We start from the raw sequence: 25,313 nt of genomic DNA on the forward strand, positions 1-25,313 counted from the left end.
GCTCAATATGATATAAAAGGTGAGGTGATAAAGATGGATCAGGAAGCAGGATTTATGGTGAATTTTATCAATAGCTACTTCATTGCGTTAGGGGTGCTGATCGGAGGCGCACTCATCGGAGGGCTCGGAGCATACTTGGCAGGCGAACCCCCGCTTACAGCCATTACAAAGCTTGCCAACCGGTTAAAAATATGGGCGCTTGTCGCAGCTATCGGAGGCACCTTTGATGCGGTATACAGCTTTGAACGCGGCATACTCGAAGGCAATACGAGAGATATCTTTAAACAGCTTCTTTTAATTATTTCGGCCATGGGGGGCGCGCAAAGCGGCTGGCTTATTATATCATGGCTGACCCAGGAGCATCTTTCTTCATGAGGGTCCCCCAGCATTACAAAAAACCGGGATGGCAGCGTTTTTTCGCGGGAATGATGTGCGGAGCCGTAATCAGCTGGTTCTTTTTCCTGTTTACTTACGGAACATTCCAAGAGGAGCAGGTCAGCCTCATCGAAAAGCAAAAAGAGCATGTAAAAGACTTGAACAATCAAATTTCGATCTATCAGGAAGACCTCCATAAACTGAATGAAGATAATAAAAGAAAACTGCTGATTCAAAGCGTCAGCGTCAAATTGCTGAATGGGGATAAATATAAAATATCACAGCCGGATAAAACGAAATTCGAGGAGCATGTAAAGGATGATATTTCAGAGGTGATTACAAAAGACATAGAGAGCGTCTATCAAACAAAGGATCTCTTGAAGCGGACAATTGAAAATAAAGTCTATATGATCAATGAAAAAAAATACGAGGCAACCGTCAGAGAATTGATTATTTATACGAGGCTGACAGTGGAACTTGAAATTTCTTTCGCCACATAATTATGGATTTTTTTTAAATTCTCCAAACTTCTGTCGCTTTTTCCCATTCTTTTTTATAAACTATATGTGAGGCTTAATGGCGAAAGGAAGGAGGAAGGGAAATGGAGGTTTACAGTGACCGTCAGTTAGCAAAAGATCAAGCAGCCCGTCTCAGACAAGGTTTTTCTGCATATGCCGAAACAAACTCACTCGCTTCCCTCATCAAAAAAGAACTTCAATCACACAATCTCCAAGTCTACGAGGACCTTACTGATTTCGGCTGCTGGTTCATCCCCGTCACAGATGAACACTAAGAGAGAGGGTCTCCCCTCTACTCGTGTTCTTTACATAATGTTTCCAGATCAGCTAAAATCCGATCAGCTTCATCCCAGCTGTAAATAGAGGCGCCTGAAGCTAACGGATGCCCTCCGCCGTTATATTTCCGGGCAAGTCCGTTAATGACAGGCCCCTTCGAACGGAATCTGACTCTGATTTGATCGTCTTCTTCTACGAAAAACACCCAGGCGCGAATACCTGAGATATTGCCGAGCGTCCCGACAAGCTGCGACGCTTCAGAAGCCGTTGTGCCGAATTTTTCAAGCGTATCCTTTTTGATGAAAACAGAAGCCGCCCCGTTTTCGGACAAAGACACATTTTGAAAGATAAAGCCGTTAAGCTTCACCACATTCAGTTTTGTTTCATACAATTGATTAAATAACTCTGAGGAAGAGAATGGATACTGAATGAGCTCGCCTGCATATTTTAATGTTTTTTCCGTGGTATTCGGAAATAAAAAGCGTCCGGTATCTCCAACAATGCCGGCGTAGATCAGCTCTGCCGCTTTCGTATTCAGCTTCCAGCCGTGCTCTTTTCCTTCTAAATACAGCTCGTAAATCATTTCACTTACTGAGCTGGCGCTTGTATCGACCCAGAGAAGGTCACCGTATGGATCTTCGTTCGGATGGTGGTCGATTTTCATTAGTTTGGCGCCTGAAGGATAACGCTGATCGTCGATTCTTTCCTGATTTGCCGTATCGCAGACAATGACAAGTGCGCCTTCATATGTTTCATTGTCCACCTCATCGAGGGAATATAAGAAAGAGAGGGACGGTTCAGGCGTGCCGACCGCAAAAATATTTTTTTCAGGATATGTTTCGCGCAGGATTTCCGTAAGCCCGCACTGTGATCCGTAGGCATCCGGATCAGGACGCACATGTCTATGTAAGATAATCGTGTCATATAATGATATGGTTCTGATCAATTCTGTTTTCATTTGATACTCCTTTATTGTTTTTATTCATTAAATCACATTCTCTGCCGACGGAAAAGAAAAATAACGTCAAAACCAAGCCCGTTTTTGTATAAAATGGGTTTGTAAACTTTTACGATGGAGGATTTCATTTATGCTGGTTCTTGTTTTTTTGATTGGGCTTTCCGCCTGCTTTTATGTGTACTATAAAGTAAAAGGCGTACGGGCAAAGCCATCTTTGGCAAAAGAAATATGTTCAGCAAAATCAAGCATGGCCTTAGGGTCACTAGTCCTGTTCTACGGGCTCAACCAAATGATATTATTCCATTCAGTATTAACGTTAGTAATCGGCGGTATCTTTATCGTCATAGGAGCAGGAAGCGCTTGGGCAGGTTATAAAGCCTTCAGGCATTACAATCCCCTTCACGCCAAAGAAGCTGAAAGAGATCACGCGTAAGGGGCGCCTGAACGTCCCTTAGCTTCTTTCCATCAGCTGAACCATTAGCATCGCTTTAGACACGATATGACCTTGGCTGTGCACTTCTACTTCCATTTTCCCAAACTTTCTGCCGGCCTCCAAGATGCGAGGTTTGACTTCGATGACTGATTCCATCTGCACAGGCTTCAAAAAGAAAATGGTGATGCTCTCTATGACGAGTTCGCCGCGTTTTTTCGAGCGCAAAAATCGGTTTGCCGCTTGCGTCAAAATAGTCGTAAATACGCCATAAGAAATGGTTCCAAGCTGATTTGTCATTTGCGGCGTGACTTCATACTCGTAAACCGTTTGATTTTCTTTATCATCACCCTCATCTTTAAACCCCCTTGAAACGATATCATCAAGCTTCTCCCCGACCTGCGGCTGCTTTTGAATCATTTGAAGAGCTTTCAATACGTCTTGGCGGCTGATCATGCCGATGAGTTTTTGGTGGCCGTCAGTGACGGGAAGCACTTCGATCCCTTCCCATACCATCGTTTGCGCAGCTGAAGCGACAGATGTTTTCCCAATAACCGTGACGGGATTTTTGGTCATAACTTTTTCTATAGATGCATTTCGGTCATGGCCAGCAATATCTTTTGATGTCAGAATGCCATGGATTTTCATTTGATCGTCGACAACCGGGAAGCGGCCGTGCCCTGTTTCAAAATTTTTCTCATACCATTTTTCAAGTTTATCCTTAGGCGAAAGATATACCGTGCGGTCAGCAGGTGTTAGGATGTCCTCCACCAAAACAATTTCTTTTTTGATCAGCTGGTCATAAATTGCCCGGTTAATCATCGCGGCAACTGTAAAGGTGTCATAGCTCGTGGATAAAATCGGCAGTTCAAGCTCATCTGCCAGCTGCACAATGCTGTCATCCGTGTTAAAGCCCCCGGTCACCAATACGGCCGCGCCCGCTTCAAGCGCCTGCCTGTGTGCATTGATTCTGTTTCCGACAATCAAAAGATTCCCCGCTGCGGTGTAACGCATCATCGCGTCAAGCTCCATCGCGCCGATGACGAATTTATTCAATGTCTTATGGAGCCCTGCCCTGCCTCCGAGCACTTGTCCGTCTATAACATTTACAACCTCTGCATAGGTAAGCTTTTCAATGTTCTCTTTTTTCTTTTGTTCAATTCTGATCGTGCCCACACGTTCAATCGTGCTGACAAACCCTTTATTCTCTGCTTCCTTGATCGCTCTGTACGCGGTTCCTTCGCTTACTTTCATTTCCTTTGCAATTCTTCGGACAGAAATTTTTTCACCGACAGGCAGTGAATCGATATACGTTAAAATTTGTTCATGCTTCGTTGCCAAGCCTTTCACCTCTAAGGACAGTCTTCTTGTTTTTATTATAAGGTTTCAAAGGATTTATACGCAATGAGGCTGGAAAATAAAAAAGAAGCCCGACCGGCTTCTTACAGCGTTGATTTCGTTCCAGTCAAGCGCAAGGACCCCGTGGCTCCTTTTACATCGTAAAGCGGAAAAACCCTTTATTTTTCTTTTAAATGGACATCAACTGCTGTCTTAACAATATTTCGATTCCCTATTTTAGATAAAACAAATAAAACTGCGAATAGCCATATCGCCCCTATGGCCGTATAGATCAATGGATAAACAGCTGTGTTTGCGATCCATTCATTTATTAATGTTCTGGCATTTACCAGAATAATAAACCCTCCTACAAGCACACCCATCAATTGCGGATGAAACTTCTGCACCAGCCATGCTGCGATAGGGGCAGCGATAATTCCGCCGGCCATTAGTGAAAACACCCATAACCAATTGACGTCCTCCCATCCTAATGAAATAAGAAAACCGGCAGTTGCAGATACCGCGATGGCAAATTCACTTGTGTCTACAGTCCCGACAACTTTCCTCGGGCTCAAGCCTTTGCGAGATAATAAAATCGGAGTGGTCACCGGTCCCCATCCGCCTCCGCCTGTGGCATCTGCAAAACCAGCGATCACGCCCAATGGGATGGATTGTTTTCGGTTTAACGGCACATGCTTCTTCTCAAGAGCCGGCTTATATTGAAATAAAAACCTGATCAATACATATCCGCCCAGAAGGAGCAAAAACAAAGAAATATAGGGTTTCGCCACATCTCCAGGTAATTGGCTGAGGAATGCCGCGCCTAAAAAAGCGCCTATAGAGCCGGGAATGACAAGCTGATAAACGGTTTGTTTGTCAACATTGCCAAATTTAATATGCGACACTCCCGATGCGGCAGTCGTTACGACTTCCGCTAAATGGACAGAAGCTGAAGCCACAGCAGGTGTGATGCCAAACGCCAATAACAAAGAAGTTGAGGTAACCCCATAAGCCATACCTAACGAACCGTCTATTAACTGCGACAATAAACCAATAAATGCAAAAACGATTAATTTCTTCATCAGAACACCCCATCTATATCAATCAGATATTTTTGACTCTTCATTCAAATCTAACAATCTCTTGGCGCTTTCATATAAAAAATAAGAGGCTTTGATAATGGCAGTTTCATCAATTGTAAATGCAGGGTGGTGCCAATCATGATCACCGTCTGTTCCAAAAAACGCAAAGGATCCCGGAATATGCTCAAGATAATAAGCAAAATCTTCCCCCGCGGTTGATGGGGCGGGATCAATGACTTGAAGTTTCGCTTTATGCGCAGCGTCTCGCACCAGCCCCGTTATTGCCTCATCATTACAAAGCGGCGGCGGTCCGGAATGCCACTTCACATTTGCCTTTAACGAGAAAGCAGCAGAAATCTGCTCTGTGACTGCCAAAAAACGCTGTTTCACTTGATTACGAACCTCTGAATCAAATGTACGAACAGTGCCCTCAATGACCACTGTATCCGGAATGACATTCCAAGTGCTGCCGCCGTTGATTTTCCCTATGGTTAAAATCGCGCTTTGCAGCGGGTTTACATTTCTGCTTACAATCGTTTGCAGGGCGACAATAAGCTGAGAGGCGCCGACAATTGGATCAAAACCATTATGCGGCAATGCTGCATGAGCGCCTTTCCCTTCTATCTCTACTTTAAATCGGTCAACAGCAGCCATAAGCGGGCCTGTTTTTAACCCTACAGTCCCAACCGCGATATCCGGTTTATTGTGAAGGCCAATAACCGCATCAATGCCATCCAGTTGGCCGTCCTCTATCACTTTTGCAGCGCCTGCACCCGCTTCCTCTGCCGGCTGAAATAATAAACGAATCTTTCCTTTCAGACTGTCTTGATTTTCCTTCAATAAAAAGGCCGCACCAAGAAGCGCTGCCGTATGAAAATCATGACCGCACGCATGCATGATCCCTTTATGTTTAGACGCATAAGGCAATCCTGTTTTTTCTTCAATTGGCAAGGCGTCAATATCAGCCCTCAAAGCAATCGCCGGACCTTCTGACTCCCCTGCTATGTCTGCGAACACACCCGTTTTTAGAGCAGTAGGGCGAATCTGTATCCCCTTTTCTTTAAGGCATTTTTTTATAAAAGCAGTTGTTTCAAATTCTTCTTTTGACAGTTCAGGATATTGGTGCAGGTGCCGGCGAATGCCGATGAGCTGCTTTTCTAGCGTTGAGAGATTTACGGGATTAGACTCCTCTTTCAACGTCAGGATGTCATTTCCTGTAGTCTGATATGGATAGGAGCCTTCTATATTTCTCCAATAATCCAAAGACATATGTTCCGCTCCTTTCCCTATCCCAATATATTTTCTTCAGACTCTTCAACATAAGATGAAATAAATCGGTTCAATTTATCAGCAAGACCGCCCGCCCCAAATCTTATATACTTGCTGGAAACTTTCGGATTATCCTCTTTCAAAAAGCTTAAAAAAGATAAAATATAAATGCGCCTGTAAACTACTTGTGTAATTCCGTACTCAAAAAACCAGTTATCAATGACATTGTACACGCCTCGGTTGACGCCATATAGGTTGTTACATTTCTTGTAAAAGCAGAGATCCGGAAGATTTAACTCCTGATGGGAAAGCAGGCTTTCTTTTTTGTTCGGTGCCATAATCCCAATCAGCTCAAAGCGTTTTGCAACGCACGAAATATCCTTTTTAATTTGCTTTGTTAACGACTCCAAAGAATCAAACCTTCTTTCTTCTCTAATTTTAAAGAGAATGCTGCATTCGATTTTTTCTCCATAGATGTCTCTATGAAAGTCAAACAAAAAAATCTCCAATGTCTTTTTAAGGTTAGAGCCGACCGTCGGTTTCACACCGATATTCATAACCCCTAAATGAAATTGATGATTGACTGTCGCCAGAACCCCATAAACTCCATTACGCAGCCCATGCATTTTTGCATCTACATTTGCCGTGGGGAATCCAAGTTTTCTGCCTAATTGTTTTCCTTTCACAACCGTACCGGCAATGATCGTCAAAAAAGTCAGCCTCCCCTTTCAGCTTCCGCATTCGAACAGACGAAACCTAATGATGTGATGAATGTAAAACGGATTGATGCTGCGGAATGCCAAGACCGAGATTTTCCCGCAATGTCCCGCCGCGATAATCTTGACGATAAAGCCCTCTTTCTTGAAGAATCGGAATCACCTTTTCTACAAAAGCATCAAGTGTTCCCGGTATATCCGACCCAATGATAAACCCATCCGCCGCCTCAGCGTTGAACCAAGTTTCAATTAAGGATGCGACACGCTCTGGTGTTCCGATGAATAGAGTCCGTGGAAAAGCCATTTCCTGTGCTACCTCCCGCAATGTCAGATTTCTGGCTTTTGCTTCTCTCTTAATCCGGTCTGTTGTGCTTTGAAACGCATTCTTTCCCACATCGCCAATATCGGGAAATGGCTCATCCAACGGGTAAACACTCAGATCATAATCATCAAAAAAACGGGCCAAATAAGTAACAGCATTTTCAATCGGTATCAATTCTGCAAATTCACGATACTTCTTTTCCGCCTCTTCTTCCGTATCTGCTACAATCGGGCTGATCCCTGGAAAAATCCGCACACTTGAAGGATCACGCCCTTCATCAGCAGCTCGCCTTTTCACATCCGCATAAAACGCTTTTGTCTCTTCTAATGAATTGGAATGGGTAAAAATCGCATCCGCATTTTTAGCAGCAAACTGCCGGCCTGTTTCTGATGAACCCGCTTGAAACACTACAGGCTCTCCCTGCTTAGAGCGCCCGATATTCAAGGGCCCCTCTACTTGAAAATACTTTCCTTTATGATTCAGGCGATGAAGCTTCGCCAGATCGAAAAACTGCCCTGTTTTCTTATTGTGTATAAATGCGTCATGCTCCCAGGAATTCCACAGCCCGCGCACAACATCCAAATGCTCTTGTGCGATCTCGTAACGTTCAGTGTGTTCTGGCAAATTTGACTTACTATGGTTGCGCGCCGCTCCTTCCTGCGGAGAAGTAACAAGATTCCAGCCTGCCCTGCCCCCGCTGATATGGTCCAGCGACATCAATTGTCTGGAGATAGTGAATGGCTCAGTAAAAGATGTAGAGAACGTCCCTACTAAACCAATATTTTTGGTAACCGATGCCAGCGCAGATAAAATGGTGATCGGTTCAAAACGGTTTAAAAAATGAGGAATCGATTTTTCAGAAATAAATAAGCCGTCTGCAATGAAAATAAAACTAAACAAACCTTTTTCAGCTGTTTGCGCCTTTTTCATGTAAAATTCAATATTCGTGCTGGCCGAGGGATCAACATCGGGATGACGCCAGCCGTCAGTTGTTCCCCCGACACCGTGAATCATGGCTCCAAACTGAATAAAATCTGAACGTGTCATCTTTTTACCTCCTTTATCTGTGCATGATTAGCAAGTGCAAGATCAAGGTGTTCAATGCCGATTTCAGTTATCCCTTGATACTGATTGCCGCGCCCGATTTCGACCACAGGCACATGGCGTACCCCATATTTCACCTGTAAAATATCCCGAAGCTTTTCTTTCTCTGAAACATCGATATTTTGGAACGGGAACCCTTTTTCATTCAAATAATTCTTGACTTCCTCACAATACGAACAGCCTTTTTTACTCCAAACCACAATGTTCACAACATCACTCATTCTTCTGTCCCTCCTTAACGTTTTGCAGCTAAAACTGCATCGCTCAGCAGCTGATAAGACAGCTGTTTTTCTACAGCATTTTTGATAGGTGTAAAAATAACAAAATCATTGATTTTGTATGTGCCTGATAAACGTGTTAATTCTTCTGCCACTTCTTCCTTTGTTCCGGCAATAATCCCGGTTTTTTGCACGATGATGTCATATGGCTCTGTGACGTTTTCCAGATAGGCCTCAGCCTGTTCGCGGGAACCGACGTTGACCTTACGCCCGTCTTTCAAAACCACTTTTATCGATTCACGCGACACAATATGTTTTTCCGCTTCTTCTTTTGTATGTGCCGCAAAAACAGCGGGAGCAAGATGAAATTCAGCCTCAGATCCTGGGGGGAGATGCGCGTCAAATGCTCGGCGGGCTTCCTTCAGCACTTCCTCTTCACCGTTAATAAAGTAAGCAAAGACAAAAGAGATTCCCAGTTTTGCAGCCGAAATGGCACTCTCTGTGCTTCCTCCTAATAGAAAAATACCCGGCTTCCGATCAACCTGCGGCCTAGGACGCAATGCGGCATAGCGGTGGGTATCAGGAAAATCATCCCGTACGAAATGAGTAAGCTCCTCCAGTTTTTCATCAAACTGACGCACCGGTTTTTCATAATCGGCCTGCAGTGCGTCTGTGGACAGCTGAAACCCGCCGGGCGCTTTGCCCACTCCAAGATCTATACGGCCGGGAGCTAACGCTGATAGAAGATGGAATTGCTCCGCTACTTTATAAGAGCTGTAATGCTGCAGCATCACTCCGCCTGATGCTAAACGAATTTTTCTTGTGCTTGCAGCAAGATAGCCTAAAAGAACCTCGGGTGCAGACCCTGCAATCTCATCATTGTTGTGATGTTCGGCCACCCAAAATCGGTGATATCCACACTCTTCAGCCATTTGTGCCAAGTTCACTGTATGCTGTAATGTATCAGCTGCTGTCTCCCCTTCACATATCAAGCTTTGGTCTAAAATACTTAAGCGGATCATATCACCGGCTCCTTTATGTGTTCTTTTGGTTCAAATAAATATTCCGGCGAAACACGGCGGAGAAACTGCCTCGTTCTGTCTTTTTTGGTATGGCGGAAGACTTCCTCCGGGGTTCCTTGTTCAACAATGACTCCTTCATCCATAAAAACAACTTGATCAGAGACCCTTCTTGCAAACTCCATTTCATGTGTAACAACAATCATGGTGGCTCCGGTTTTCACGATTTCCAGCATTACCTCAAGCACTTCACCGACCAGCTCCGGGTCAAGCGCTGCCGTCGGCTCATCGAACAGCAGCACATCAGGATGAATGGCAAGCGCCCTTGCTATCCCAACCCTTTGCTTTTGTCCTCCCGATAACTGACTCGGATAAGCGTTCAATTTATCTTGAAGCCCGACCTTTCTCAGTTCATTTTCCGCTACGGCATACGCGTCTTGCTTTCTCATTTTCCGGGCAATCGTCAAGCCCTCCATGACATTTTCAATTACCGTTTTGTGAGCAAACAGGTGGTATTGCTGAAATACCATTGCCGTCTGTTTTCTGAGCCAGTGAACCTCTTTTTTCGACGGAAAGCTGCAATTAATCACTTTGTCATGTATAGAAATGATCCCTTCGTCTGGACGTTCTAATAAATTCAGGCACCGTAAAAAGGTGGTTTTCCCTGATCCGCTCGGCCCGATAATCGTCACAACTTCTCCCTTGCGTACCGTGAGATTTATCCCTTTTAATACATGGTGGATGCCAAACTGTTTATGGATATTTTTAATCTCAATCATAAAGTGCCTCCTTGAAATCTGGCTGCCTTTCTCTCTAATACTCCATTTACGGATTCTAGGATTAGAGTCAGCACCCAATAGATAATCGCTGCTCCGATAAACGCTTCTAAAAATGCATAATTATCAGAAGCAACGATAGTCGCCGTCCCTGTAATCTCTGGGACAGCCACTATAGCTGCGATAGAGGTGGTATGCAAAAAGCCGATACCCAAATTTGTGAAGTTTGGGATGGAAACCATCAGCGCCTGCGGCAATATTACACGCCGAAAGGTTTGGCTGTGTGTCAAGCCGATTGAATAAGCCGCTTCGACCTGTCCGGTATCCATCGCCAGAATGCCCGACCGGATGATTTCTGTCAGATAAGCTCCGGCAGTTAAAGACAAGGCCATGATGACAAACATGGAGACCGGTATCTCATTGGCGGACCAGCCGAGATGAAAAAAACTGCTGACTTGATCTGCAACAGGCGGTATCCCTAAATAAATCAACATAATGTGAAGGATTGCAGGTGTACTTCGAAAGAAAGACACATAAAACCTTGAGCAAGCCGCCAAGCCCTTAATTCTAAAAATTCTAACAATTATATTTCCAAGAGCCACGAGAAATCCAAACACAATCGGCAAAACAGCCATCATCAATGTCAGAGGAATGGTCTTTACCATTTCTTTCATGGCGGAAACGATAAATGGAAAGTCAAATTGCAATCTTCTCCCCCCTCATCCGAAGAAATATATCAATGTATGTTCATGTCAAAAACAGTAACAATCCTTGTTTGATTCTTCTTGATTCGTTTTTCTGCCACTCGAAAGAACCATTCGAATAAAACTGCAACAGCATAATAAACAATCGATAGCGCAATGTAAACCTCAAGAGAATGGTTGCTTGAGGTAATCAGTGTTTGGCCCCTTCCGGACATATCCATAACACCAATTGAAAAGGCTAGAGACGTATCTTTTAAAGAACTGATCACCATGTTTCCCATATTCGGAAACGCCTGGACAAGTGCCTGGGGCAGAACGATTCGCCTGAAGGCCTGACTACCGCTTAAGCCAATACTGTACGCCGCTTCCGTTTGGCCTTTATCTACACTGCCCACCCCCGCTCGAATGATTTCTGCGGCTGCCGCTGCATTGCTTAACGCGTAGGTTGCGACAGCAGCATAAAACGGGTCCATTTTTGATGTATCAATCCCGATAAGCCCCGTAAGCGCCGGGATTCCGTAAAACACGATGAAAAGCTGCACCATGATAGGCGTTCCCCTGAAAAATGAGATATACACTTTTGCCAATTGATTTACAATTGGAATATTGTAGATGCGGGGCAGTGCCAGAAAGAGTCCTAATACAAAACCGAAAAGCAAGGACAGTGTTAAAATGTATAATGTAACCGGTAAATAAGCGGTTAACGTCGGCACAAAATCTCCAATCATGTTCATATCAAACGCTTTTTCCATCACTGCTCCCTCTCTTTTTACCTAATACTGCTCTTTGGAATAGTCGTCACCAAGCCATTTCAAACTGAGCCTTTTCAGCGTTCCGTCATCAATGATTTCCTTTAAGGCTTTATCAATATCGTCACTTAACGTTTGTTCATTTTTGTTAAACATAAAATACACTTTGGCATTTGAAAGCACATTACCGACGGTTTTTTCTTTAATAGCGCTCGTCTTGTTTTGAAAGTCTACTGCAAAAGGCGTTGAGATCGTTGCGTCCGCACGCCCCGATTTCAGCTGATTCGCAGTCTCATTTGCGCCTTGGCCCTCATAGGCAATCTCAAACGGCCGTCCATTATCCTCATTCCATTTTTTCAGTACAAGCGCTCCGTTGGAGGTTGCACTCGTAATCACCCGTTTTCCTTTTAAGTCTTCAATTCCACGGATCGTATCGTTATTTTGAAGCACAGTAATTTTTAAAGGAAAATGGTTGTAAGCAACCTTGTTAAACAGAAATTTTTTCTCACGCTCTTTGCTTTTCTCCATTTGATGTGCCACGATATCGACTTTATGCTGTCCGAGGCTGACAAGCAGGTTGGAAAATTCCATCGTTTTAAATGCGAATTTATAATGTGGCAGGCGCTTATCAAGCTCTTTGATCAGTTCGACATCATAACCGGTTAAATCGCCTTTTTCATCGATAAAGCAAATATTCGGAAATTGGGTTCCAGTTCCGACCGTGATCGTCTGTACCTTCTTTTGCCCGGCTCCCGTCGTTTGACTGCCTGCACCGCAAGCTGACAGAACTGTTATAAGCGAAAATAATATTGCCATGAATGCTGCTTTCGTTTTCATCTCATCGCCCCATTTATTTTTCAAAACTTGATTTTGAATAATCTGCCCCGAGCCATTTTCGGCTTAGTTTTTTTAGCGTTCCGTTTTTCTCCAGCTTTTTAATCGCTTGATCCGTGTCATCCGCCAAGGTTTGGCTGCCTTTATTAAACATAAAGTACACCTCGGTATCTAATAACACGTCACCGACTGTCTTTTGGCGGAAGGCGTGCGTTTTATTCTGAAAATCGACGGCAAACGGTGTAGCTATCGTTGCATCTGCGCGCCCGGTTTCAATTTGATTGGCGGTGTCATTGCTTCCCTGTCCCGCATATTTCAAATGAATCGGGCTGCCGTGCGTTTTGTTGTACTTTGTAATATAATCTGCCGCATTTGACGTGGCGCCAACTATGACTGTTTTTCCGTGTAAGTCTTTTAATGTATGAATCTTGTGATTATCCTCTTTCACCGTGATGTACATCGGCGAGTAGTTATATGGGACTTTATGATACAAAAAACGCTTTTCTCGTTCTTTATTTTTGGCCATATTGTGCGCAATCACGTCAATTTTTTTATTTCCGAGACTCGTCAGCAAATTTGAGAAATCCATCGTTTTAAATTCAAATGTATATTGAGGCAACTCCTTATCGATGGCTTTCATCACTTCAATGTCATACCCGGTCAAATCGCCTTTTTCATTTAAAAACGCAATATTCGGAAAATCTGTTCCAGTGCCGACTATGACCGTTTGAGCCTGACGATCTGTTTTGTTATTTGTTTGCGAACATCCCCCGCCAAGTAATGCAAACACTGACAGCAGCAAAACCAATCCTTTACGCTTATTCATAGGCTCCTCACATCATGCCCAGCTGGGCGCACCTAAAAGCGTTGGGTTAAATCGTTCCGGAATCAGAACCTTGTGCATCATCACACCTATGTCCCCGTCTTTTTCCTGCTCAAAATACACTTCATACCCTCTCCTTCTGTACATGTCAGCAAGCCAAGGATGCTTGCGCGCGGATGTGCCGAGTGTCAGCGCAGGAGCCTTCAGCATATCTCGAAGCACTTTTTCTTCAACATACGTAAGCAGCTTACTTCCGGCGCCTTGCCCTTTATATTCCGGCAGTGTCGCAAACCACCACACAAATGGATATTTTGAAGGAGGCGTCTCACTCTCCCACGGGAACCTGATTGTAATCGTTGAAATCAGCTTCCCATCCCGCTCCAGCACAATCGCTGAATGATGTTCAATATTTTCTGATACCATTTGGATATCAGCTCTCGTGGATGGCCAATCAATATCCAGCTGCCGAATGGGCTGAAATGCGCTGTTAACCAGTTTCAACAGCTCCGATGCATCTTCAACAGTTGCCAGTCGAAAAATATCATCACTCATTTTTGTCACTCCTCTTCACAAAATATATAATTCCTATTTGTTTACTAAGCTTTTATTGTTTATACTATAAAGCATACTCTGATCTTTGACTAATCAAAAAAAGTAAACCTTCACTTCAGTAATTTTAATGATGAAAAACAGGAGGGAGCACATTGGAGTTACGCTCAATCAAAACGTTTCATACGATTGTAAAATTTGGAAGCTTCTATAAAGCTGCAGAAATACTCAACTACTCGCAGCCGACGATATCGATGCGTATGAAGCAATTGGAGCAAGATTTAGGCGTACTGCTGTTTGAAAGAGGAAAAAGCCTGCAGTTGACAAAAGCAGGGAAACTTTTTTATGAACGAACAGGAGATCTTTTGATGCAATACGAGGCGCTTAAACACAATCTCTCCGACTTAAAGGAAGAAGAGGCAGGCATTATCAACATAGGGGTTTCAGAGCCAACCGCCAGTCTGATATTCCCCGAGATTTTAAAGGATTTCTTAAAGGATTACCCAAAGATAACGGTTAATATCAAGGTTGATGACGCCAATACCTGCAGTCAAAAGCTTTTAGACGGGACGATTGATTTTGCAGTCTGCGGCGAGCCGGAGCTGATTCTTGAAAATTACTACCATCCATTTTTTTATGACACATTAAATGTGATTATATCTGATCAACATCCGCTCGCTGAGAAGAAGGCTGTCCATTTGTCTGATTTAGCAGAAGAGCGCTTCATATTTACGCCCGCCAATTGCCCCATTCGCTTACAAATTGAACAGCATTTACATAGAGAACTCGGGAATCGCTACAAAAAAATGGAGCTCACAAGCAGCATGTCACATGAATATTACGTACGTGAAAACATCGGAATTTCAATCTTTACTAGCACCGCACATTCTAAACCGTTCAACGGCACTAAAGTTATTCCAATTCTGAACCTGGATATCACCCCGCCCATAGGGCTGTTGACAAATCAAAAAGAAGTTCATTTTGACCGCGCCACGAAGGACTTGATCGCCCGGATAACCAAACGTTTTCAGCAGCGCAGCAAAGAATTGGAAGGAACCTCTGATAAGACCATTACAGGATAACTGAAAAAATAAAAACCACCTCCTGATTCATCAGGAGATGGTTTCACGGTTTAAAGCTCGATCGTCTCACCGACCGACATGACTTTGCCGACTCCGCCCGGCAGGCTGTCAGCGAATGCTTCTGGGTCTTGTTCGATGACCGGGAATGTATTGTAATGCACCGGCACGACCTGTTTTGCGCGCAGCCATTCAGCGGCAAGCTTGGCGTCTTCAGGCCCCATCGTAAAGTTATCGCCAATCGGCAGGAAAGCAAGGTCGATATGATTCAATTCGCCAATGAGTTTCATATCAGAGAAAAGAGCCGTATCGCCCGCGTGGAAAATCGTTTTATCTTCTACAGTCAGCAAAATACCGGCAGGCATGCCTGTGTAAGTGATCGTTTTGTTTTCTTCATCTGTGATGGCTGATCCATGAAAGGCCTGTGTGAGCTTCACTTTTCCAAAATCGAACTGGCGGGAGCCGCCGATGTGCATTGGATGAACATTCAAGCCTTTCCAGCCTAAGTACACAGCGAGCTCGTTCGGTGCTATAACCAGCGCGTTATTTTGCTTGGCGATTTGTTCAGTATCACCGACATGGTCATTGTGGCCGTGCGTTAGTAAGATGACATCCGCTTTTACATCCTCCGGCTTTATATCCGTTAATGAATTCCCTGTTAAAAACGGATCAAAAATAATATGATGGTCCTTCGTTTCCACTGTGATTACAGAATGTCCGTGATATGTCACTTTCATTTCTTTCACCTCGTCACATGATTTTGATTTTTTTATTTTCCCTTTTTAAAAAGCTGAAAAACTTATGTTGTTTGATTCTTGTTAATGACATTGAGGCCTCCGGTGGCTTCAATGACAGTCCCTGTCACAAGGTCTGAGTTCTCCTCACACAAGAAAGCGATAATCCGGGCGATATCCTCGCCTGTACCGGATCTTCCTATCGGCGTTTTTTCTTTGCCAATTCGCATTCTGGCTTCCTCTATCGATGCTTCTTTCATGTCGCCGACAATGTCTCCTGGGCAAACCATGTTGGCGGTTATGCCGAATTCGGCTTCTTCAATGGCAATTGTCTTCGTCAAAGAAGCCAAGCCCACTTTCGCAGCGCCAAATGCCGATCGGTGAAGCCAGCCGGGCGCGTGAGCCGCACCTTGAAATCCGTACGTAATGATGCGTCCAAATTGCTGTTTTCTCATAATAGGAATAACCGCTTTGAATAAATGAAAGACGGCGCTTAAATTTCCTTCCAGCATGCCATACCATTCATCATCAGTATAATCGGCTAACTTTTTACGTTCAAATATGTATGGTCCCGCGTTGTTAATCAAAAAGTCGATCCTTCCGAAGCGGTTTAAGGCAGCCTCTGCAATACGCAGCAGATCTTCTTTTTTGGTGACATCACCTTTTACAAATTGCAGCCGGTCAAGACAATCGGGACAGGCTTCCTTCAGGCGGCTGACTGCCTCCTCATCCTGTCTGTAATTGACTGTTACTGAATACCCCTTTGCAAGCAACGTTTCAGTCACTTTGCGGCCTAAACCCTTCGAACCGGCAGTAATTAAAGCATGTCGCACATGAATACCTCCCAAAGCAACGTCGCCGCTTTCAATAAAGTGTTTCTTCTTCTACTTTACTATAAAAGGCTTGCAATATCACTTTTTACACTTTGGCATACAAAAAAAGCTGTCTGTACAGACAGCTTATTCTGCAGGAGATGAAGACTCCTGATCAGGCATATCGACATAACCGCTTTGATATGCTTCTGAAATGAGCCTTGTTGTCTCCTGGCTTTCTTGTTCATCATAAATATAGCGTTCCGGTTCTTTTTTCATCATTCTGCCTCCCATCATTATAGAGGTAGGTTGGCTATAATGACGGGATTTTATGAAGGAAATTTTAACAAACTCCTGCTGCCACGCAAGCTTTCGCTTTTTCAAGCGCCTGTTCCACCTGTTTGAATCCGGTGCCCCCGGCGCTCATTCTTTTTTCAACTGCGTAGTAAGGGTCTAACACAGTGTAAATATCTTCTTCGAATAGTGTGCTCGCCTGCTGAAACTCGCCAAACGGCATATCGCTTAAATAGATCCCTCTTTCGATGCATGTGTACACAAGTTTCCCGACCACTTCATGCGCTTCTCTGAACGGCATTCCTTTTTTAGCTAAATAATCGGCCAGTTCCGTCGCGTTTGAAAAGTCTTGTTTTGTTGCTTGCTTCATGACGTCTTTGTTTACAGTCATTGTTTGGATCATGCCTGTGAAGATTTGCAGGCTGCCCTCCACCGTTTTCACCGTGTCAAACATGCCCTCTTTGTCTTCCTGCAGATCTTTGTTGTAAGCGAGCGGAAGTCCTTTCATGATCGTAAACAGACCCATCATATCGCCGTATACGCGCCCTGTTTTGCCGCGGATCAGCTCCGCCATATCAGGGTTTTTCTTTTGCGGCATCATGCTGCTTCCTGTTGCGTACGTATCGTCAAGCTCGATGAATTTAAACTCCTGCGAGCACCATAAAATGATTTCTTCAGCGAGACGGGATAGGTGCATCATCAGCATACTGCTGTTGCTTAAAAACTCCAAAATGAAGTCTCTGTCGCTGACGCCGTCCAAGCTGTTTTCATAAATGGAATCAAAGCCGAGCAGTTCTGCTGAATAGTCACGGTCAATTGGGAAGGTTGTTCCCGCGAGCGCCCCGCAGCCGAGCGGAGATTTGTTAATCCGCTTCATCGAATCCTGAAAACGCTCCTTGTCGCGCTCAAGCATCCAGAAATACGCAAGCAGATGGTGAGCGAATGAAATCGGCTGGGCGCGCTGCAAATGTGTGTAGCCCGGCAGAATCGTTTCAACGTTCGCTTCCGCCTTTTCGATCAGCGCACTTTGGAATGCCTCAATCAGCTCGATGATGTGGCCGACATGATTCTTCAAGTATAAATGCATGTCAGTCGCCACCTGGTCATTCCGGCTTCTGCCGGTATGCAGCTTGCCGCCAAGAGGACCGATTTCGTCAATGAGCATTTTCTCAATGTTCAAATGAATATCCTCATAATCGACTGAGAATTCCAATGCTCCCTCCTCTGCTTTTTGCAAAAGGGTATTCAGGCCCTCTCGGATTTTCAGCTCTTCTTCAGCTGTCAGAATACCGCATTTTTTCAGCATGGCAGCATGTGCGAGAGACCCTGTAATGTCTTCAGCAACTAAATTTTGGTCAAATGATATAGACGCGCCGAACTCGTCGACCCATTTTTCCGGTGTTTTTTGAAATCGGCCTCCCCAAAGCTTCTTCATGCTTTAATCTGCTCCTTCTTTTTCACGATGCTGTTCACTTTTGTCGGAAGTCCCCAAAGCTCGATAAATCCGATTGCTGCATGGTGATCAAATGCATCGTCTTTTGTATATGTTGCAAGTTTTTCATCATATAAAGAGTATTCCGATTTACGTCCTTCTACAATTGCATGGCCTTTAAACAGCTTCACGCGGACAATGCCTGTGACATGCTTTTGCGTTTCTTTTAAGAAAGCGTGCAGCGCGTCTTTTAACGGTGAGAACCATAAGCCGTTGTAAATGATTTCTGACATTTTTTGCTCGATGATCGGTTTAAAGTGGGCTACCTCTTTCACCAGTGTCAAATCTTCTAATTCTTTATGCGCTTTGATCAGTGTCATCGCACCAGGGCATTCGTATACTTCCCGGGATTTAATGCCAACGAGGCGGTTTTCCACGTGGTCGATACGTCCGACACCGTGCGCGCCCGCCATTTCATTCAGCTTCAAGATCAGCTCAGAAAGCGAGTAGGAAACACCGTCAATGGAGACAGGCACGCCTTGTTCAAATGCAATTTCAATCACTTCCGGCGTGTCCGGCGTTTTTTCCAGCGGAGCTGTTAAATCGTATGCACCTTCTGGCGGCGCCGCCCATGGATCTTCTAAAATACCGCACTCATTGGCGCGTCCCCAGAGGTTTTGGTCGATAGAATACGGGCTGTCAAGATTGATCGGAATCGGAATGCCGCGGCTAGCCGCATATTCAATTTCTTCTTCACGTGACCACTGCCATTCGCGAACCGGCGCGATGACTTCTAGGTCAGGGTTTAATGATTTAATGGAGACTTCGAAACGAACCTGGTCATTTCCTTTCCCTGTGCATCCGTGGGCAATCGCCTGTGCATCTTCTTTTTCCGCAATTTCAACCAGTTTTTTCGCGATCAGCGGTCGAGATAATGCCGAAACAAGCGGGTATTTTCCTTCATACATCGTGTGGGCCTGCAAAGAGATAAGCGCGTAATCCTGTGCAAATTCTTCTTTTGCATCGATCACGTAGGAGTTTGTCGCGCCGACTTCAAGCGCTTTCTGCTGAACAAATGCCAAATCTTTGCCCTCACCGACATCCAGGCAGCAGGCGATTACATTATATCCTTGCTCCTGAAGCCATTTTATTGCGACGGAAGTATCAAGACCTCCTGAGTATGCTAATACGACTTTTTTCTGTTCTGACATGATAAAAATCCCCTCTCAACCGTGTTTCTATTTTGTATAAAAATAAATTATATTTAATAAAAATACATTTTGTATGTATACACTTTAACAAGTACGTTTCGTTTTTTCAAGCCTTTTATAAAAAAAACTTCACCTAAATTTCAGGTGAAGTTTCATAGTATTTATTCATTTACTTGTCTTTTCTGATTTCTCTGACCACATGCGCAAGTTCGGGAATAATCAGCTTATTCATTGCCAGCTTTACTGCGCCGCTTGAGCCTGGCGTTGAGAAAACAGCGGTATGCTGAATGACGCCGGCAGTTGCTCTCGACATGATTGCGGCAGAGCCGATATCCTCTGTATAACTCAGCATCCTGAATATTTCTCCAAAGCCGGGCAATTCTTTCGAAAACAGCGGCGTTATGGCTTCAATTGTGACATCACGATCTGCTATGCCTGTCCCTCCGTTTAAGAGTACCGCGTCTGTCTGTTCATCCATGCAGCCCGCAAGCACTGACCGCTGCAAAGCATCCTTTTCGTCTTTTACAATTTCATATGCAGCAATATGATGACCGGCTTCTTCTAAAAATGAGATCATCAGCTTGCCGCTTTTATCGGTTTCCTCTGTCCTCGTGTCACTGACAGTAATCACTTTGCACCGAACGATATCGGGAGCTTCTTGTTTATGCTCTTGAACGTTCATAGGCCCACCTCTTTTATGTTTTCTGTCTGTCACTATCATGCATCAACAAAAAAGCACATTCAAGAGAATGTGCTTTCATGCGATTTATTTTGCTAAACGAACAACGTCGCGCGCAATCATGACTTCTTCATCAGTCGGAATGATCATGACTTTTACTGGAGAATGCGGATAGCTGATGAAAGCTTCCTCGCCGCGCACGTTATTAAGCGCAGGATCCCAGTATACGCCCATGAATTCTAAACCGCGAAGAACGCGTTCTCTGACTTCCACACTGTTTTCACCGATACCGGCAGTAAAGATGATCGCATCTACACCGCTCATTCTTGCAGCGTAAGAACCGATGTATTTGTGGATTCTGCTTGCGAATACTTCAAGAGCCGTTTCCGCGCGCTCATTTCCTTCTTTCGTTGCTTCGACGATGTCACGAAGATCGCTTGAGAAACCGGAAATGCCGAGCAGTCCGCTTTTTTTGTTTAATGTATTCAATACTTCGTCAGCCGTTTGGCCTGTTTTCTCCATGATGTATGGAATCAGGGCAGGGTCGATGTTTCCAGAACGTGTACCCATTGCTACACCGGCAAGCGGCGTAAAGCCCATGGATGTGTCAATTGATTTTCCGCCTTCAACAGCCGCAATACTTGCTCCGTTTCCAAGGTGGCAGGAAATCAGGCGCAAGTCTTTTAACGGACGGCCGAGAAGCTCTGCCGCACGCTCAGTTACATATTTATGTGAAGTGCCGTGGAAGCCGTATTTACGGATGCCGAATTTTTCATAGTATTCATACGGCAAGCTGTACAGGTAAGACTGCTCAGGCATTGTTTGGTGGAATGCCGTATCAAATACAGCTACCGCAGGAACATTTGGAAGCACTTCTTTGAACGCTTTAATTCCAACGATATTTGCCGGATTGTGAAGCGGTGCCAATTCAGAAATATCTTCGATTTCCTTAATGGTTTCATCCGTTAATAAAACAGAATCGCTGAATTTTTCTCCGCCGTGAACGACACGATGGCCAATTCCGTCAATTTCATTCAAGTCTTTAATAATGCCGAATTCCGTTAACTTATTCAGCAGCATTTTAACAGCTACCGCATGATCCGGAATATCAGTTACTTCTGTATTTTTTTCGCCGTTCACAGAAATTGTGAATACACTGTCGGCGATACCGATTCGTTCAACTAAACCCTTCGTTAAAACGGTTTCTGAAGGCATTTCGAAAAGCTGAAATTTCAAAGACGAGCTTCCTGCGTTAATTGCAATAATTTTGGACATGATTGACGCTCCTTTATACTCTGTATCAACAACTTCGTTTTTCGTACTTTTTTCCCGGTGAATATCAACATCTTCTCCGAAAAATATCTGACTTTTCCATTTAAACATTGTCATGTCGGCTTTTCAAGTCAACTTGCGTATTGATAACGCTTACAATAAGAAGTCGTTATTTTCAGACACATTCCCTATAGGTTTTGTATTGATGAACGCTTACAATTTGCGGTTTTTCCCTCTGTATTTTGTGTTTCAAAGCTGGATTCAATTCGTCAAGTCCGGTCTTCAAAAGCATAAATAAAAGCAGCTTAGGCATCGACCTCATACGGCTGCCTAAGCTGCTTTTAAAACACTTACTTTTCTTTTTTAAACCATTCATCAAATTGAGCCATCATATCAAGCATCGCCTTTTGATTGGAGAAAGACGGAAGATTCGCAAGCAGAATTTGCCCCGGCGCTTTCGTATTCTCTCCTTGTTTCTGAAGCACAAGGATGCTTTTGGCATGAGCTTCGTCTTTAAAAATAGATTTTGGCAGCTGCAACAGTGCGTTGATATGAACCTTATCTTTGAAAAACTGTTTCAGCTTGCCGCTTTGGGAGCTCTCAAACAAATGATTCGGAATCATAAAAAATAAGTAGCCGCCCGGTTTGGTATGCTTGACGCTCTGTTCAATAAACAGATGATGAGCGAAGGAATGGCCTTCGTCAGCTTTAAGCTCAAACGCTTCTGCTCCTTCGTCATTCGGATAATAGCCGACTGGCAGATCACAAATGACCGTGTCAACTGGATCGATAAACAACGGCTCAAGGCTGTCTTGGTGGAAAAGCTCAAGCTCTTTTTTCAGAAGGTTCGCTTGGGCATAGGCGATCTTCAAGAGCACATCATCAATTTCAATGCCAAAGCTGTTTGCCGTTTTTTCAGACAGCTGGTTCAGCACGGTAAACAGAAGGTTCCCAGTTCCCAAGGCTGGATCAAGAATGGTCAGTTCCTTTTTGTCCGCCATAAACTTATTCACCAAATAGCTGATGAAAAGCCCGATCGTATCCGGCGTCATTTGTCTGTTTGGATGGGAGATATCTTTCATTCCTTTAAGGACGGCAAGCTGAAAAGCCTTGCGTACCCACTCATGCTCATACGTGCCGAAATCCGCTTTTTCAAGCAGAGCCTGAAGTTGTTTGGTTTTCTGATCAGCAGGCAGTTTCAGCTGATCCGTTTTTTCAAGAAAATACATTTCTCCTGCTTCGGCCAGCGCCTCTATATATGAAATCTGCAATTCATTCTTTATCATAATCGCTGCTTCGTTTAACAGCTCATACACCGCACCTACATGGTCGTTTTGCATATTGTGTTCCTCCTTGCCATGAAAAAAGCTCCGGCGTCAGCCTGGAGCTTTTTTCCCTGCTTACTTCACTAATGCCTTAGCAGCCTCAATTGGCTTTTCATAGTTCGGGTGGTTTGTTGCTTCGCTTACATATTCAGCGTAAACGACTTTTCCATTCTCATCAAGGACAAATACGGAACGCGCAAGCAAACGAAGTTCTTTAATATACACACCGAACGCTTCGCCAAATGACATATCTCTGTGGTCAGACAGTGTTTCCACTTTGTCAATTCCGTTAGCGCCGCACCAGCGCGCTTGCGCGAATGGAAGGTCTGCACTGATTGTGTAGACGTTGACATCTCCAAGCTTTGCAGCTTCTTCGTTAAAACGGCGTGTTTGTGCATCACAAACACCTGTATCAATTGAAGGGATAACAGAAATAATCGTTACCTTTCCTTTCATGTCAGCTAACGATTTTTCTTCAAGGCTGTTAGTCAGCACTGTGAAATCAGGAGCTTGATCTCCTACCTTCACTTCTTGTCCGACAAGTGTAACCGGACCGCCTTTGAATGTAATTTCAGCCATTATAATTCCTCCCTTTTGTATGTATGTCTCTATCATAGTAAAGTTTCCTGCAAACTGCAAAGTTTATGCCAAAAAAAAGTTAACTGCGGCCAGCGCAGTTAACCTTTTTTTAATAATTCATATTGTTCATTTGGTTTTGATTTTGGCCCTGGCTTTGGTTCTTGTTATTTTTCTTGAACATTTGCTGGATGCGTTCGAGTGTTTGAGGGGCTGCGTCTAAAATTTTCTCTATTAAATGGGTATTTTCATCTAAATGAAGCATTCTGATGCCTGTCGATCCGACAATTAAAAACGCGATCGGCGTAATGGACACACCGCCCCCGCTTCCGCCTCCGAAAGGAAGTTTCTGTTCTCTTGTCTCATCGTCTTCCGATTTCTTTTCGGCTGGCTTTCCGCCAAACTCGCTTCCGCCTGCGGCGAATCCGAATCCAACTTTAGAAACAGTTAAAATCACACTTCCATCAGGCGTTTCTACTGGATCTCCGATGATGGTGTTAACATCAATCATTTCCTTCAAGTTTTCCATTGCGGTTTTCATTAAACCTTGGATGGGATGGTCTGCCATATACGCTTCCTCCTTAAACTGATGAATCATTCTTTGAAGTCATTCTAGCCGACGGATTCTTCTTTAATACGGATAGCTCCCGTCCGTATTTGACGAATTTGAAAGCTGCAAGCATAGCATGTCCAAAGCGAAAAAAGAATATACACTGAAAATGGGTCTTGGAAACAGGGACTTGAAACGACGGGATCACCTCATAGACAGGTTTATTCACAAAGTCCAGGTGGTCGTAAAGCATTGCTGCGATACCGCCCTTCACACCCCATACAGCACCTGTTAACACACCTGTCACTGCCGCGTCCTGAATTCCGATTACTGTAACCCATTCTAGTTTTGTGATATGTAAATGCGCGAGAAAAGACGCGCTGATTTTCCGTAGTCTGGTGACCTGATGCAAAAGCATTTCGATTTTATTAATGCTTTGCTGCACATCGTTTTGTGTAATTTTTTTCTTTCCGCTGCTTTTTTTCATTTTGGATTCAGTTTTTTGTTTGATATCCACTGTTCCGTCTTCTTTGTTCACCTTAATCGCCGGGATTGTTTTTTTGATCCTTATAAGGCCAAACAGCGCCGTAATCTTCAAGGTCAATTTGTCATTATCATCGGCATGAAGATACTCCAGCGCGACATGGATTTTCATTCTGAGAAGCAGTACGATCCCTATGAGAATAAGAATGGCTGTCAGTACATACACCATATTCTTCACTTCCTCTAGGAGCATTATCGCCAATTCCTAAAAAAATAAACCCGGACGGAGGTCCGGGTTTTCGGTTATTTGCGGTATAATTTTTCATGCACCACGGTGGTATCCGCGATGTAATCATGAATCCCTTGTTTTGTAGGTGAAAAAGCAACAACGATATATAAAATCCAAATCTTATCAATATACCGTCCAACCACTTCACGAAAAATCACTGTACTCCATGTCAGCTTGCTATCTTGCTTCACAGAAACCACTTTGAGGCCGAACACCATTTTACCAAGCGTCTGCCTGAAGTATTTAGTCATTAGTGCGAAGTAGGCAAGATACACAATAAGCGTTGTCACACTGTAGGCCGAGAAGGTAAACATGCCGGATGTTTTCGGCAGATCCAATACGGTAAAGAGGGGAGAAACGAGCAAATGGTTTAATCCCCATATCACGAGCCAATCAAGCAGGAAAGCCCAGAAACGAACCCAAAAGCCAGCATAGGCATGTGTCAGCTGCTCCGCTTCTTGCGGGCCTTTGATGTCATTGCGCTCTAACTCTTCATATGTCGCGTCCATTATTGTTC

Annotated in this window: 32 protein-coding genes; 5 read left to right on the forward strand and 27 right to left on the reverse strand. The window is 44.1% G+C overall.

Features of this window, described 5'->3' with window-relative positions; all coding sequences use genetic code 11:
* Positions 1 to 33: 33 nt before the first annotated feature.
* The 3 genes from ytrH to AC07VD_RS12410 all read left to right on the forward strand — a co-directional run bounded on the left by ytrH (position 34) and on the right by AC07VD_RS12410 (position 1,168).
* The gene (gene ytrH, locus AC07VD_RS12400; protein WP_003229410.1) at positions 34 to 375 is read left to right on the forward strand and encodes a sporulation membrane protein YtrH; all 342 of its coding nucleotides are present in this window, start codon (positions 34 to 36) and stop codon (positions 373 to 375) included.
* Positions 372 to 875 carry a sporulation membrane protein YtrI gene (gene ytrI / locus AC07VD_RS12405; RefSeq protein ID WP_003229408.1) on the forward strand — a complete coding sequence of 168 codons (504 nt, stop codon included), beginning with the start codon at positions 372 to 374 and terminating at the stop codon, positions 873 to 875. The genes ytrH and ytrI overlap by 4 nt, the downstream gene beginning before the upstream one ends.
* Before the next feature lie 101 nt (positions 876 to 976).
* Complete coding sequence (locus AC07VD_RS12410) at positions 977 to 1,168, forward strand: YtzJ family protein (protein WP_003229407.1); 192 nt, start codon at positions 977 to 979, stop codon at positions 1,166 to 1,168.
* Between the two features lie 17 nt (positions 1,169 to 1,185).
* Here AC07VD_RS12410 and nrnA read toward each other — a convergent pair whose 3' ends face one another.
* Positions 1,186 to 2,127: a bifunctional oligoribonuclease/PAP phosphatase NrnA gene (nrnA, locus tag AC07VD_RS12415; protein ID WP_004398971.1), complete on the reverse strand. Its 942-nt coding sequence runs from the start codon at positions 2,125 to 2,127 to the stop codon at positions 1,186 to 1,188.
* Between the two features lie 130 nt (positions 2,128 to 2,257).
* Here nrnA and AC07VD_RS12420 point away from each other — a divergent pair, with 130 nt between their 5' ends.
* Positions 2,258 to 2,560 carry a YtpI family protein gene (locus tag AC07VD_RS12420; RefSeq protein ID WP_003229401.1) on the forward strand — a complete coding sequence of 101 codons (303 nt, stop codon included), beginning with the start codon at positions 2,258 to 2,260 and terminating at the stop codon, positions 2,558 to 2,560.
* Between the two features lie 18 nt (positions 2,561 to 2,578).
* On the opposite strand, the gene AC07VD_RS12425 is transcribed toward AC07VD_RS12420, so the two are convergent.
* The 13 genes from AC07VD_RS12425 to snaA all read right to left on the reverse strand — a co-directional run bounded on the left by AC07VD_RS12425 (position 2,579) and on the right by snaA (position 14,063).
* Positions 2,579 to 3,898, reverse strand: coding sequence for a CBS domain-containing protein (locus tag AC07VD_RS12425; protein ID WP_217019409.1), 1,320 nt, complete (start codon positions 3,896 to 3,898; stop codon positions 2,579 to 2,581).
* A gap of 176 nt (positions 3,899 to 4,074) precedes the next feature.
* Positions 4,075 to 4,977 carry a sulfite exporter TauE/SafE family protein gene (locus AC07VD_RS12430; protein ID WP_088467317.1) on the reverse strand — a complete coding sequence of 301 codons (903 nt, stop codon included), beginning with the start codon at positions 4,975 to 4,977 and terminating at the stop codon, positions 4,075 to 4,077.
* A gap of 18 nt (positions 4,978 to 4,995) precedes the next feature.
* A complete protein-coding gene (gene sndA, locus AC07VD_RS12435; RefSeq protein ID WP_494721773.1) occupies positions 4,996 to 6,246 on the reverse strand; it encodes an S-alkyl-N-acetyl-metabolite deacetylase SndA in 1,251 nt (416 codons plus the stop codon).
* A gap of 17 nt (positions 6,247 to 6,263) precedes the next feature.
* Positions 6,264 to 6,956, reverse strand: a complete 693-nt coding sequence (gene ribR / locus AC07VD_RS12440; protein ID WP_120028470.1) for an RNA-binding riboflavin kinase RibR — start codon at positions 6,954 to 6,956, stop codon at positions 6,264 to 6,266.
* Positions 6,957 to 7,002: 46 nt separating this feature from the next.
* On the reverse strand, positions 7,003 to 8,331 hold the full coding sequence (locus tag AC07VD_RS12445) for an LLM class flavin-dependent oxidoreductase (RefSeq protein WP_494721772.1): 1,329 nt from the start codon (positions 8,329 to 8,331) through the stop codon (positions 7,003 to 7,005).
* Positions 8,328 to 8,609 (reverse strand): glutaredoxin family protein, encoded by a 282-nt coding sequence (locus AC07VD_RS12450; protein WP_173614240.1) that lies wholly within the window; start codon positions 8,607 to 8,609, stop codon positions 8,328 to 8,330. Before AC07VD_RS12450 ends, AC07VD_RS12445 begins: the two co-directional genes overlap by 4 nt.
* A 14-nt stretch (positions 8,610 to 8,623) precedes the next feature.
* Entirely contained in the window at positions 8,624 to 9,628 is a 1,005-nt protein-coding gene (locus AC07VD_RS12455; RefSeq protein ID WP_128738115.1) for an LLM class flavin-dependent oxidoreductase, read from the reverse strand.
* Positions 9,625 to 10,404, reverse strand: coding sequence for a sulfur-containing amino-acid ABC transporter ATP-binding protein TcyN (gene tcyN, locus AC07VD_RS12460; protein WP_003229383.1), 780 nt, complete (start codon positions 10,402 to 10,404; stop codon positions 9,625 to 9,627). Before tcyN ends, AC07VD_RS12455 begins: the two co-directional genes overlap by 4 nt.
* Positions 10,401 to 11,108 carry a sulfur-containing amino acid ABC transporter permease TcyM gene (gene tcyM / locus AC07VD_RS12465; protein ID WP_445214200.1) on the reverse strand — a complete coding sequence of 236 codons (708 nt, stop codon included), beginning with the start codon at positions 11,106 to 11,108 and terminating at the stop codon, positions 10,401 to 10,403. Before tcyM ends, tcyN begins: the two co-directional genes overlap by 4 nt.
* A 29-nt stretch (positions 11,109 to 11,137) precedes the next feature.
* Positions 11,138 to 11,857 (reverse strand): sulfur-containing amino acid ABC transporter permease TcyL, encoded by a 720-nt coding sequence (tcyL, locus tag AC07VD_RS12470; protein WP_004399112.1) that lies wholly within the window; start codon positions 11,855 to 11,857, stop codon positions 11,138 to 11,140.
* A gap of 21 nt (positions 11,858 to 11,878) precedes the next feature.
* Complete coding sequence (gene tcyK, locus AC07VD_RS12475) at positions 11,879 to 12,691, reverse strand: sulfur-containing amino acid ABC transporter substrate-binding protein TcyK (RefSeq protein ID WP_494721771.1); 813 nt, start codon at positions 12,689 to 12,691, stop codon at positions 11,879 to 11,881.
* Positions 12,692 to 12,704: 13 nt separating this feature from the next.
* Positions 12,705 to 13,514: a sulfur-containing amino acid ABC transporter substrate-binding protein TcyJ gene (gene tcyJ, locus AC07VD_RS12480; RefSeq protein WP_015251465.1), complete on the reverse strand. Its 810-nt coding sequence runs from the start codon at positions 13,512 to 13,514 to the stop codon at positions 12,705 to 12,707.
* 12 nt (positions 13,515 to 13,526) lie between these two features.
* Positions 13,527 to 14,063: an N-acetyltransferase SnaA gene (gene snaA / locus AC07VD_RS12485; RefSeq protein WP_003245971.1), complete on the reverse strand. Its 537-nt coding sequence runs from the start codon at positions 14,061 to 14,063 to the stop codon at positions 13,527 to 13,529.
* A 152-nt stretch (positions 14,064 to 14,215) separates the two neighbouring features.
* On the opposite strand from snaA, the gene ytlI reads away from it, so the two are divergent.
* A complete protein-coding gene (ytlI, locus tag AC07VD_RS12490) occupies positions 14,216 to 15,142 on the forward strand; it encodes a LysR family transcriptional regulator YtlI (RefSeq protein WP_024572164.1) in 927 nt (308 codons plus the stop codon).
* A 50-nt stretch (positions 15,143 to 15,192) separates the two neighbouring features.
* On the opposite strand, the gene AC07VD_RS12495 is transcribed toward ytlI, so the two are convergent.
* The 13 genes from AC07VD_RS12495 to AC07VD_RS12555 all read right to left on the reverse strand — a co-directional run bounded on the left by AC07VD_RS12495 (position 15,193) and on the right by AC07VD_RS12555 (position 25,305).
* Complete coding sequence (locus tag AC07VD_RS12495; RefSeq protein ID WP_003245964.1) at positions 15,193 to 15,876, reverse strand: metal-dependent hydrolase; 684 nt, start codon at positions 15,874 to 15,876, stop codon at positions 15,193 to 15,195.
* A gap of 62 nt (positions 15,877 to 15,938) precedes the next feature.
* Positions 15,939 to 16,706: an SDR family oxidoreductase gene (locus AC07VD_RS12500; RefSeq protein WP_004398521.1), complete on the reverse strand. Its 768-nt coding sequence runs from the start codon at positions 16,704 to 16,706 to the stop codon at positions 15,939 to 15,941.
* Between the two features lie 126 nt (positions 16,707 to 16,832).
* Entirely contained in the window at positions 16,833 to 16,967 is a 135-nt protein-coding gene (locus AC07VD_RS12505) for a hypothetical protein (protein WP_004399018.1), read from the reverse strand.
* Positions 16,968 to 17,028: 61 nt separating this feature from the next.
* Positions 17,029 to 18,414 carry an argininosuccinate lyase gene (gene argH, locus AC07VD_RS12510; RefSeq protein ID WP_124058852.1) on the reverse strand — a complete coding sequence of 462 codons (1,386 nt, stop codon included), beginning with the start codon at positions 18,412 to 18,414 and terminating at the stop codon, positions 17,029 to 17,031.
* On the reverse strand, positions 18,411 to 19,622 hold the full coding sequence (locus tag AC07VD_RS12515) for an argininosuccinate synthase (protein ID WP_003229357.1): 1,212 nt from the start codon (positions 19,620 to 19,622) through the stop codon (positions 18,411 to 18,413). The genes argH and AC07VD_RS12515 overlap by 4 nt, the downstream gene beginning before the upstream one ends.
* A gap of 169 nt (positions 19,623 to 19,791) precedes the next feature.
* The gene (locus AC07VD_RS12520) at positions 19,792 to 20,304 is read right to left on the reverse strand and encodes a MogA/MoaB family molybdenum cofactor biosynthesis protein (RefSeq protein ID WP_217018016.1); all 513 of its coding nucleotides are present in this window, start codon (positions 20,302 to 20,304) and stop codon (positions 19,792 to 19,794) included.
* An 84-nt stretch (positions 20,305 to 20,388) separates the two neighbouring features.
* Positions 20,389 to 21,576, reverse strand: a complete 1,188-nt coding sequence (locus AC07VD_RS12525) for an acetate kinase (protein WP_003223511.1) — start codon at positions 21,574 to 21,576, stop codon at positions 20,389 to 20,391.
* A gap of 172 nt (positions 21,577 to 21,748) precedes the next feature.
* A complete protein-coding gene (locus AC07VD_RS12530; RefSeq protein ID WP_123372909.1) occupies positions 21,749 to 21,952 on the reverse strand; it encodes a hypothetical protein in 204 nt (67 codons plus the stop codon).
* On the reverse strand, positions 21,924 to 22,913 hold the full coding sequence (locus AC07VD_RS12535; RefSeq protein WP_024572162.1) for a class I SAM-dependent methyltransferase: 990 nt from the start codon (positions 22,911 to 22,913) through the stop codon (positions 21,924 to 21,926). The genes AC07VD_RS12530 and AC07VD_RS12535 overlap by 29 nt, the downstream gene beginning before the upstream one ends.
* A gap of 60 nt (positions 22,914 to 22,973) precedes the next feature.
* Positions 22,974 to 23,477: a thiol peroxidase gene (tpx, locus tag AC07VD_RS12540; protein ID WP_003223506.1), complete on the reverse strand. Its 504-nt coding sequence runs from the start codon at positions 23,475 to 23,477 to the stop codon at positions 22,974 to 22,976.
* Between the two features lie 109 nt (positions 23,478 to 23,586).
* A complete protein-coding gene (gene ytfJ / locus AC07VD_RS12545; protein ID WP_004398631.1) occupies positions 23,587 to 24,042 on the reverse strand; it encodes a GerW family sporulation protein in 456 nt (151 codons plus the stop codon).
* 13 nt (positions 24,043 to 24,055) lie between these two features.
* Positions 24,056 to 24,736, reverse strand: a complete 681-nt coding sequence (locus AC07VD_RS12550; RefSeq protein WP_004399127.1) for a DUF2953 domain-containing protein — start codon at positions 24,734 to 24,736, stop codon at positions 24,056 to 24,058.
* 74 nt (positions 24,737 to 24,810) lie between these two features.
* Positions 24,811 to 25,305 (reverse strand): RDD family protein, encoded by a 495-nt coding sequence (locus AC07VD_RS12555; RefSeq protein ID WP_014477652.1) that lies wholly within the window; start codon positions 25,303 to 25,305, stop codon positions 24,811 to 24,813.
* Positions 25,306 to 25,313: the final 8 nt, after the last annotated feature.

The organism is Bacillus sp. GW821-FHT01G09 (assembly GCF_059422205.1).

Excerpts from the sequence above, each read along its gene's own strand:
- ytrH (WP_003229410.1), top strand. The coding sequence starts at position 34 with ATGGATCAGGAAGCAGGATTTATGGTGAATTTTATCAATAGCTACTTC.
- ytrI (WP_003229408.1), top strand. The coding sequence starts at position 372 with ATGAGGGTCCCCCAGCATTACAAAAAACCGGGATGGCAGCGTTTTTTC.
- AC07VD_RS12410 (WP_003229407.1), top strand. The coding sequence starts at position 977 with ATGGAGGTTTACAGTGACCGTCAGTTAGCAAAAGATCAAGCAGCCCGT.
- nrnA (WP_004398971.1), bottom strand. The coding sequence starts at position 2,127 with ATGAAAACAGAATTGATCAGAACCATATCATTATATGACACGATTATC.
- AC07VD_RS12420 (WP_003229401.1), top strand. The coding sequence starts at position 2,258 with ATGCTGGTTCTTGTTTTTTTGATTGGGCTTTCCGCCTGCTTTTATGTG.
- AC07VD_RS12430 (WP_088467317.1), bottom strand. The coding sequence starts at position 4,977 with ATGAAGAAATTAATCGTTTTTGCATTTATTGGTTTATTGTCGCAGTTA.
- sndA (WP_494721773.1), bottom strand. The coding sequence starts at position 6,246 with ATGTCTTTGGATTATTGGAGAAATATAGAAGGCTCCTATCCATATCAG.
- AC07VD_RS12445 (WP_494721772.1), bottom strand. The coding sequence starts at position 8,331 with ATGACACGTTCAGATTTTATTCAGTTTGGAGCCATGATTCACGGTGTC.
- AC07VD_RS12450 (WP_173614240.1), bottom strand. The coding sequence starts at position 8,609 with ATGAGTGATGTTGTGAACATTGTGGTTTGGAGTAAAAAAGGCTGTTCG.
- AC07VD_RS12455 (WP_128738115.1), bottom strand. The coding sequence starts at position 9,628 with ATGATCCGCTTAAGTATTTTAGACCAAAGCTTGATATGTGAAGGGGAG.
- tcyN (WP_003229383.1), bottom strand. The coding sequence starts at position 10,404 with ATGATTGAGATTAAAAATATCCATAAACAGTTTGGCATCCACCATGTA.
- tcyL (WP_004399112.1), bottom strand. The coding sequence starts at position 11,857 with ATGGAAAAAGCGTTTGATATGAACATGATTGGAGATTTTGTGCCGACG.
- tcyK (WP_494721771.1), bottom strand. The coding sequence starts at position 12,691 with ATGAAAACGAAAGCAGCATTCATGGCAATATTATTTTCGCTTATAACA.
- tcyJ (WP_015251465.1), bottom strand. The coding sequence starts at position 13,514 with ATGAATAAGCGTAAAGGATTGGTTTTGCTGCTGTCAGTGTTTGCATTA.
- snaA (WP_003245971.1), bottom strand. The coding sequence starts at position 14,063 with ATGAGTGATGATATTTTTCGACTGGCAACTGTTGAAGATGCATCGGAG.
- AC07VD_RS12495 (WP_003245964.1), bottom strand. The coding sequence starts at position 15,876 with ATGAAAGTGACATATCACGGACATTCTGTAATCACAGTGGAAACGAAG.
- AC07VD_RS12505 (WP_004399018.1), bottom strand. The coding sequence starts at position 16,967 with ATGATGAAAAAAGAACCGGAACGCTATATTTATGATGAACAAGAAAGC.
- argH (WP_124058852.1), bottom strand. The coding sequence starts at position 18,414 with ATGAAGAAGCTTTGGGGAGGCCGATTTCAAAAAACACCGGAAAAATGG.
- AC07VD_RS12515 (WP_003229357.1), bottom strand. The coding sequence starts at position 19,622 with ATGTCAGAACAGAAAAAAGTCGTATTAGCATACTCAGGAGGTCTTGAT.
- AC07VD_RS12520 (WP_217018016.1), bottom strand. The coding sequence starts at position 20,304 with ATGAACGTTCAAGAGCATAAACAAGAAGCTCCCGATATCGTTCGGTGC.
- AC07VD_RS12525 (WP_003223511.1), bottom strand. The coding sequence starts at position 21,576 with ATGTCCAAAATTATTGCAATTAACGCAGGAAGCTCGTCTTTGAAATTT.
- AC07VD_RS12535 (WP_024572162.1), bottom strand. The coding sequence starts at position 22,913 with ATGCAAAACGACCATGTAGGTGCGGTGTATGAGCTGTTAAACGAAGCA.
- tpx (WP_003223506.1), bottom strand. The coding sequence starts at position 23,477 with ATGGCTGAAATTACATTCAAAGGCGGTCCGGTTACACTTGTCGGACAA.
- ytfJ (WP_004398631.1), bottom strand. The coding sequence starts at position 24,042 with ATGGCAGACCATCCCATCCAAGGTTTAATGAAAACCGCAATGGAAAAC.
- AC07VD_RS12550 (WP_004399127.1), bottom strand. The coding sequence starts at position 24,736 with ATGGTGTATGTACTGACAGCCATTCTTATTCTCATAGGGATCGTACTG.
- AC07VD_RS12555 (WP_014477652.1), bottom strand. The coding sequence starts at position 25,305 with ATGGACGCGACATATGAAGAGTTAGAGCGCAATGACATCAAAGGCCCG.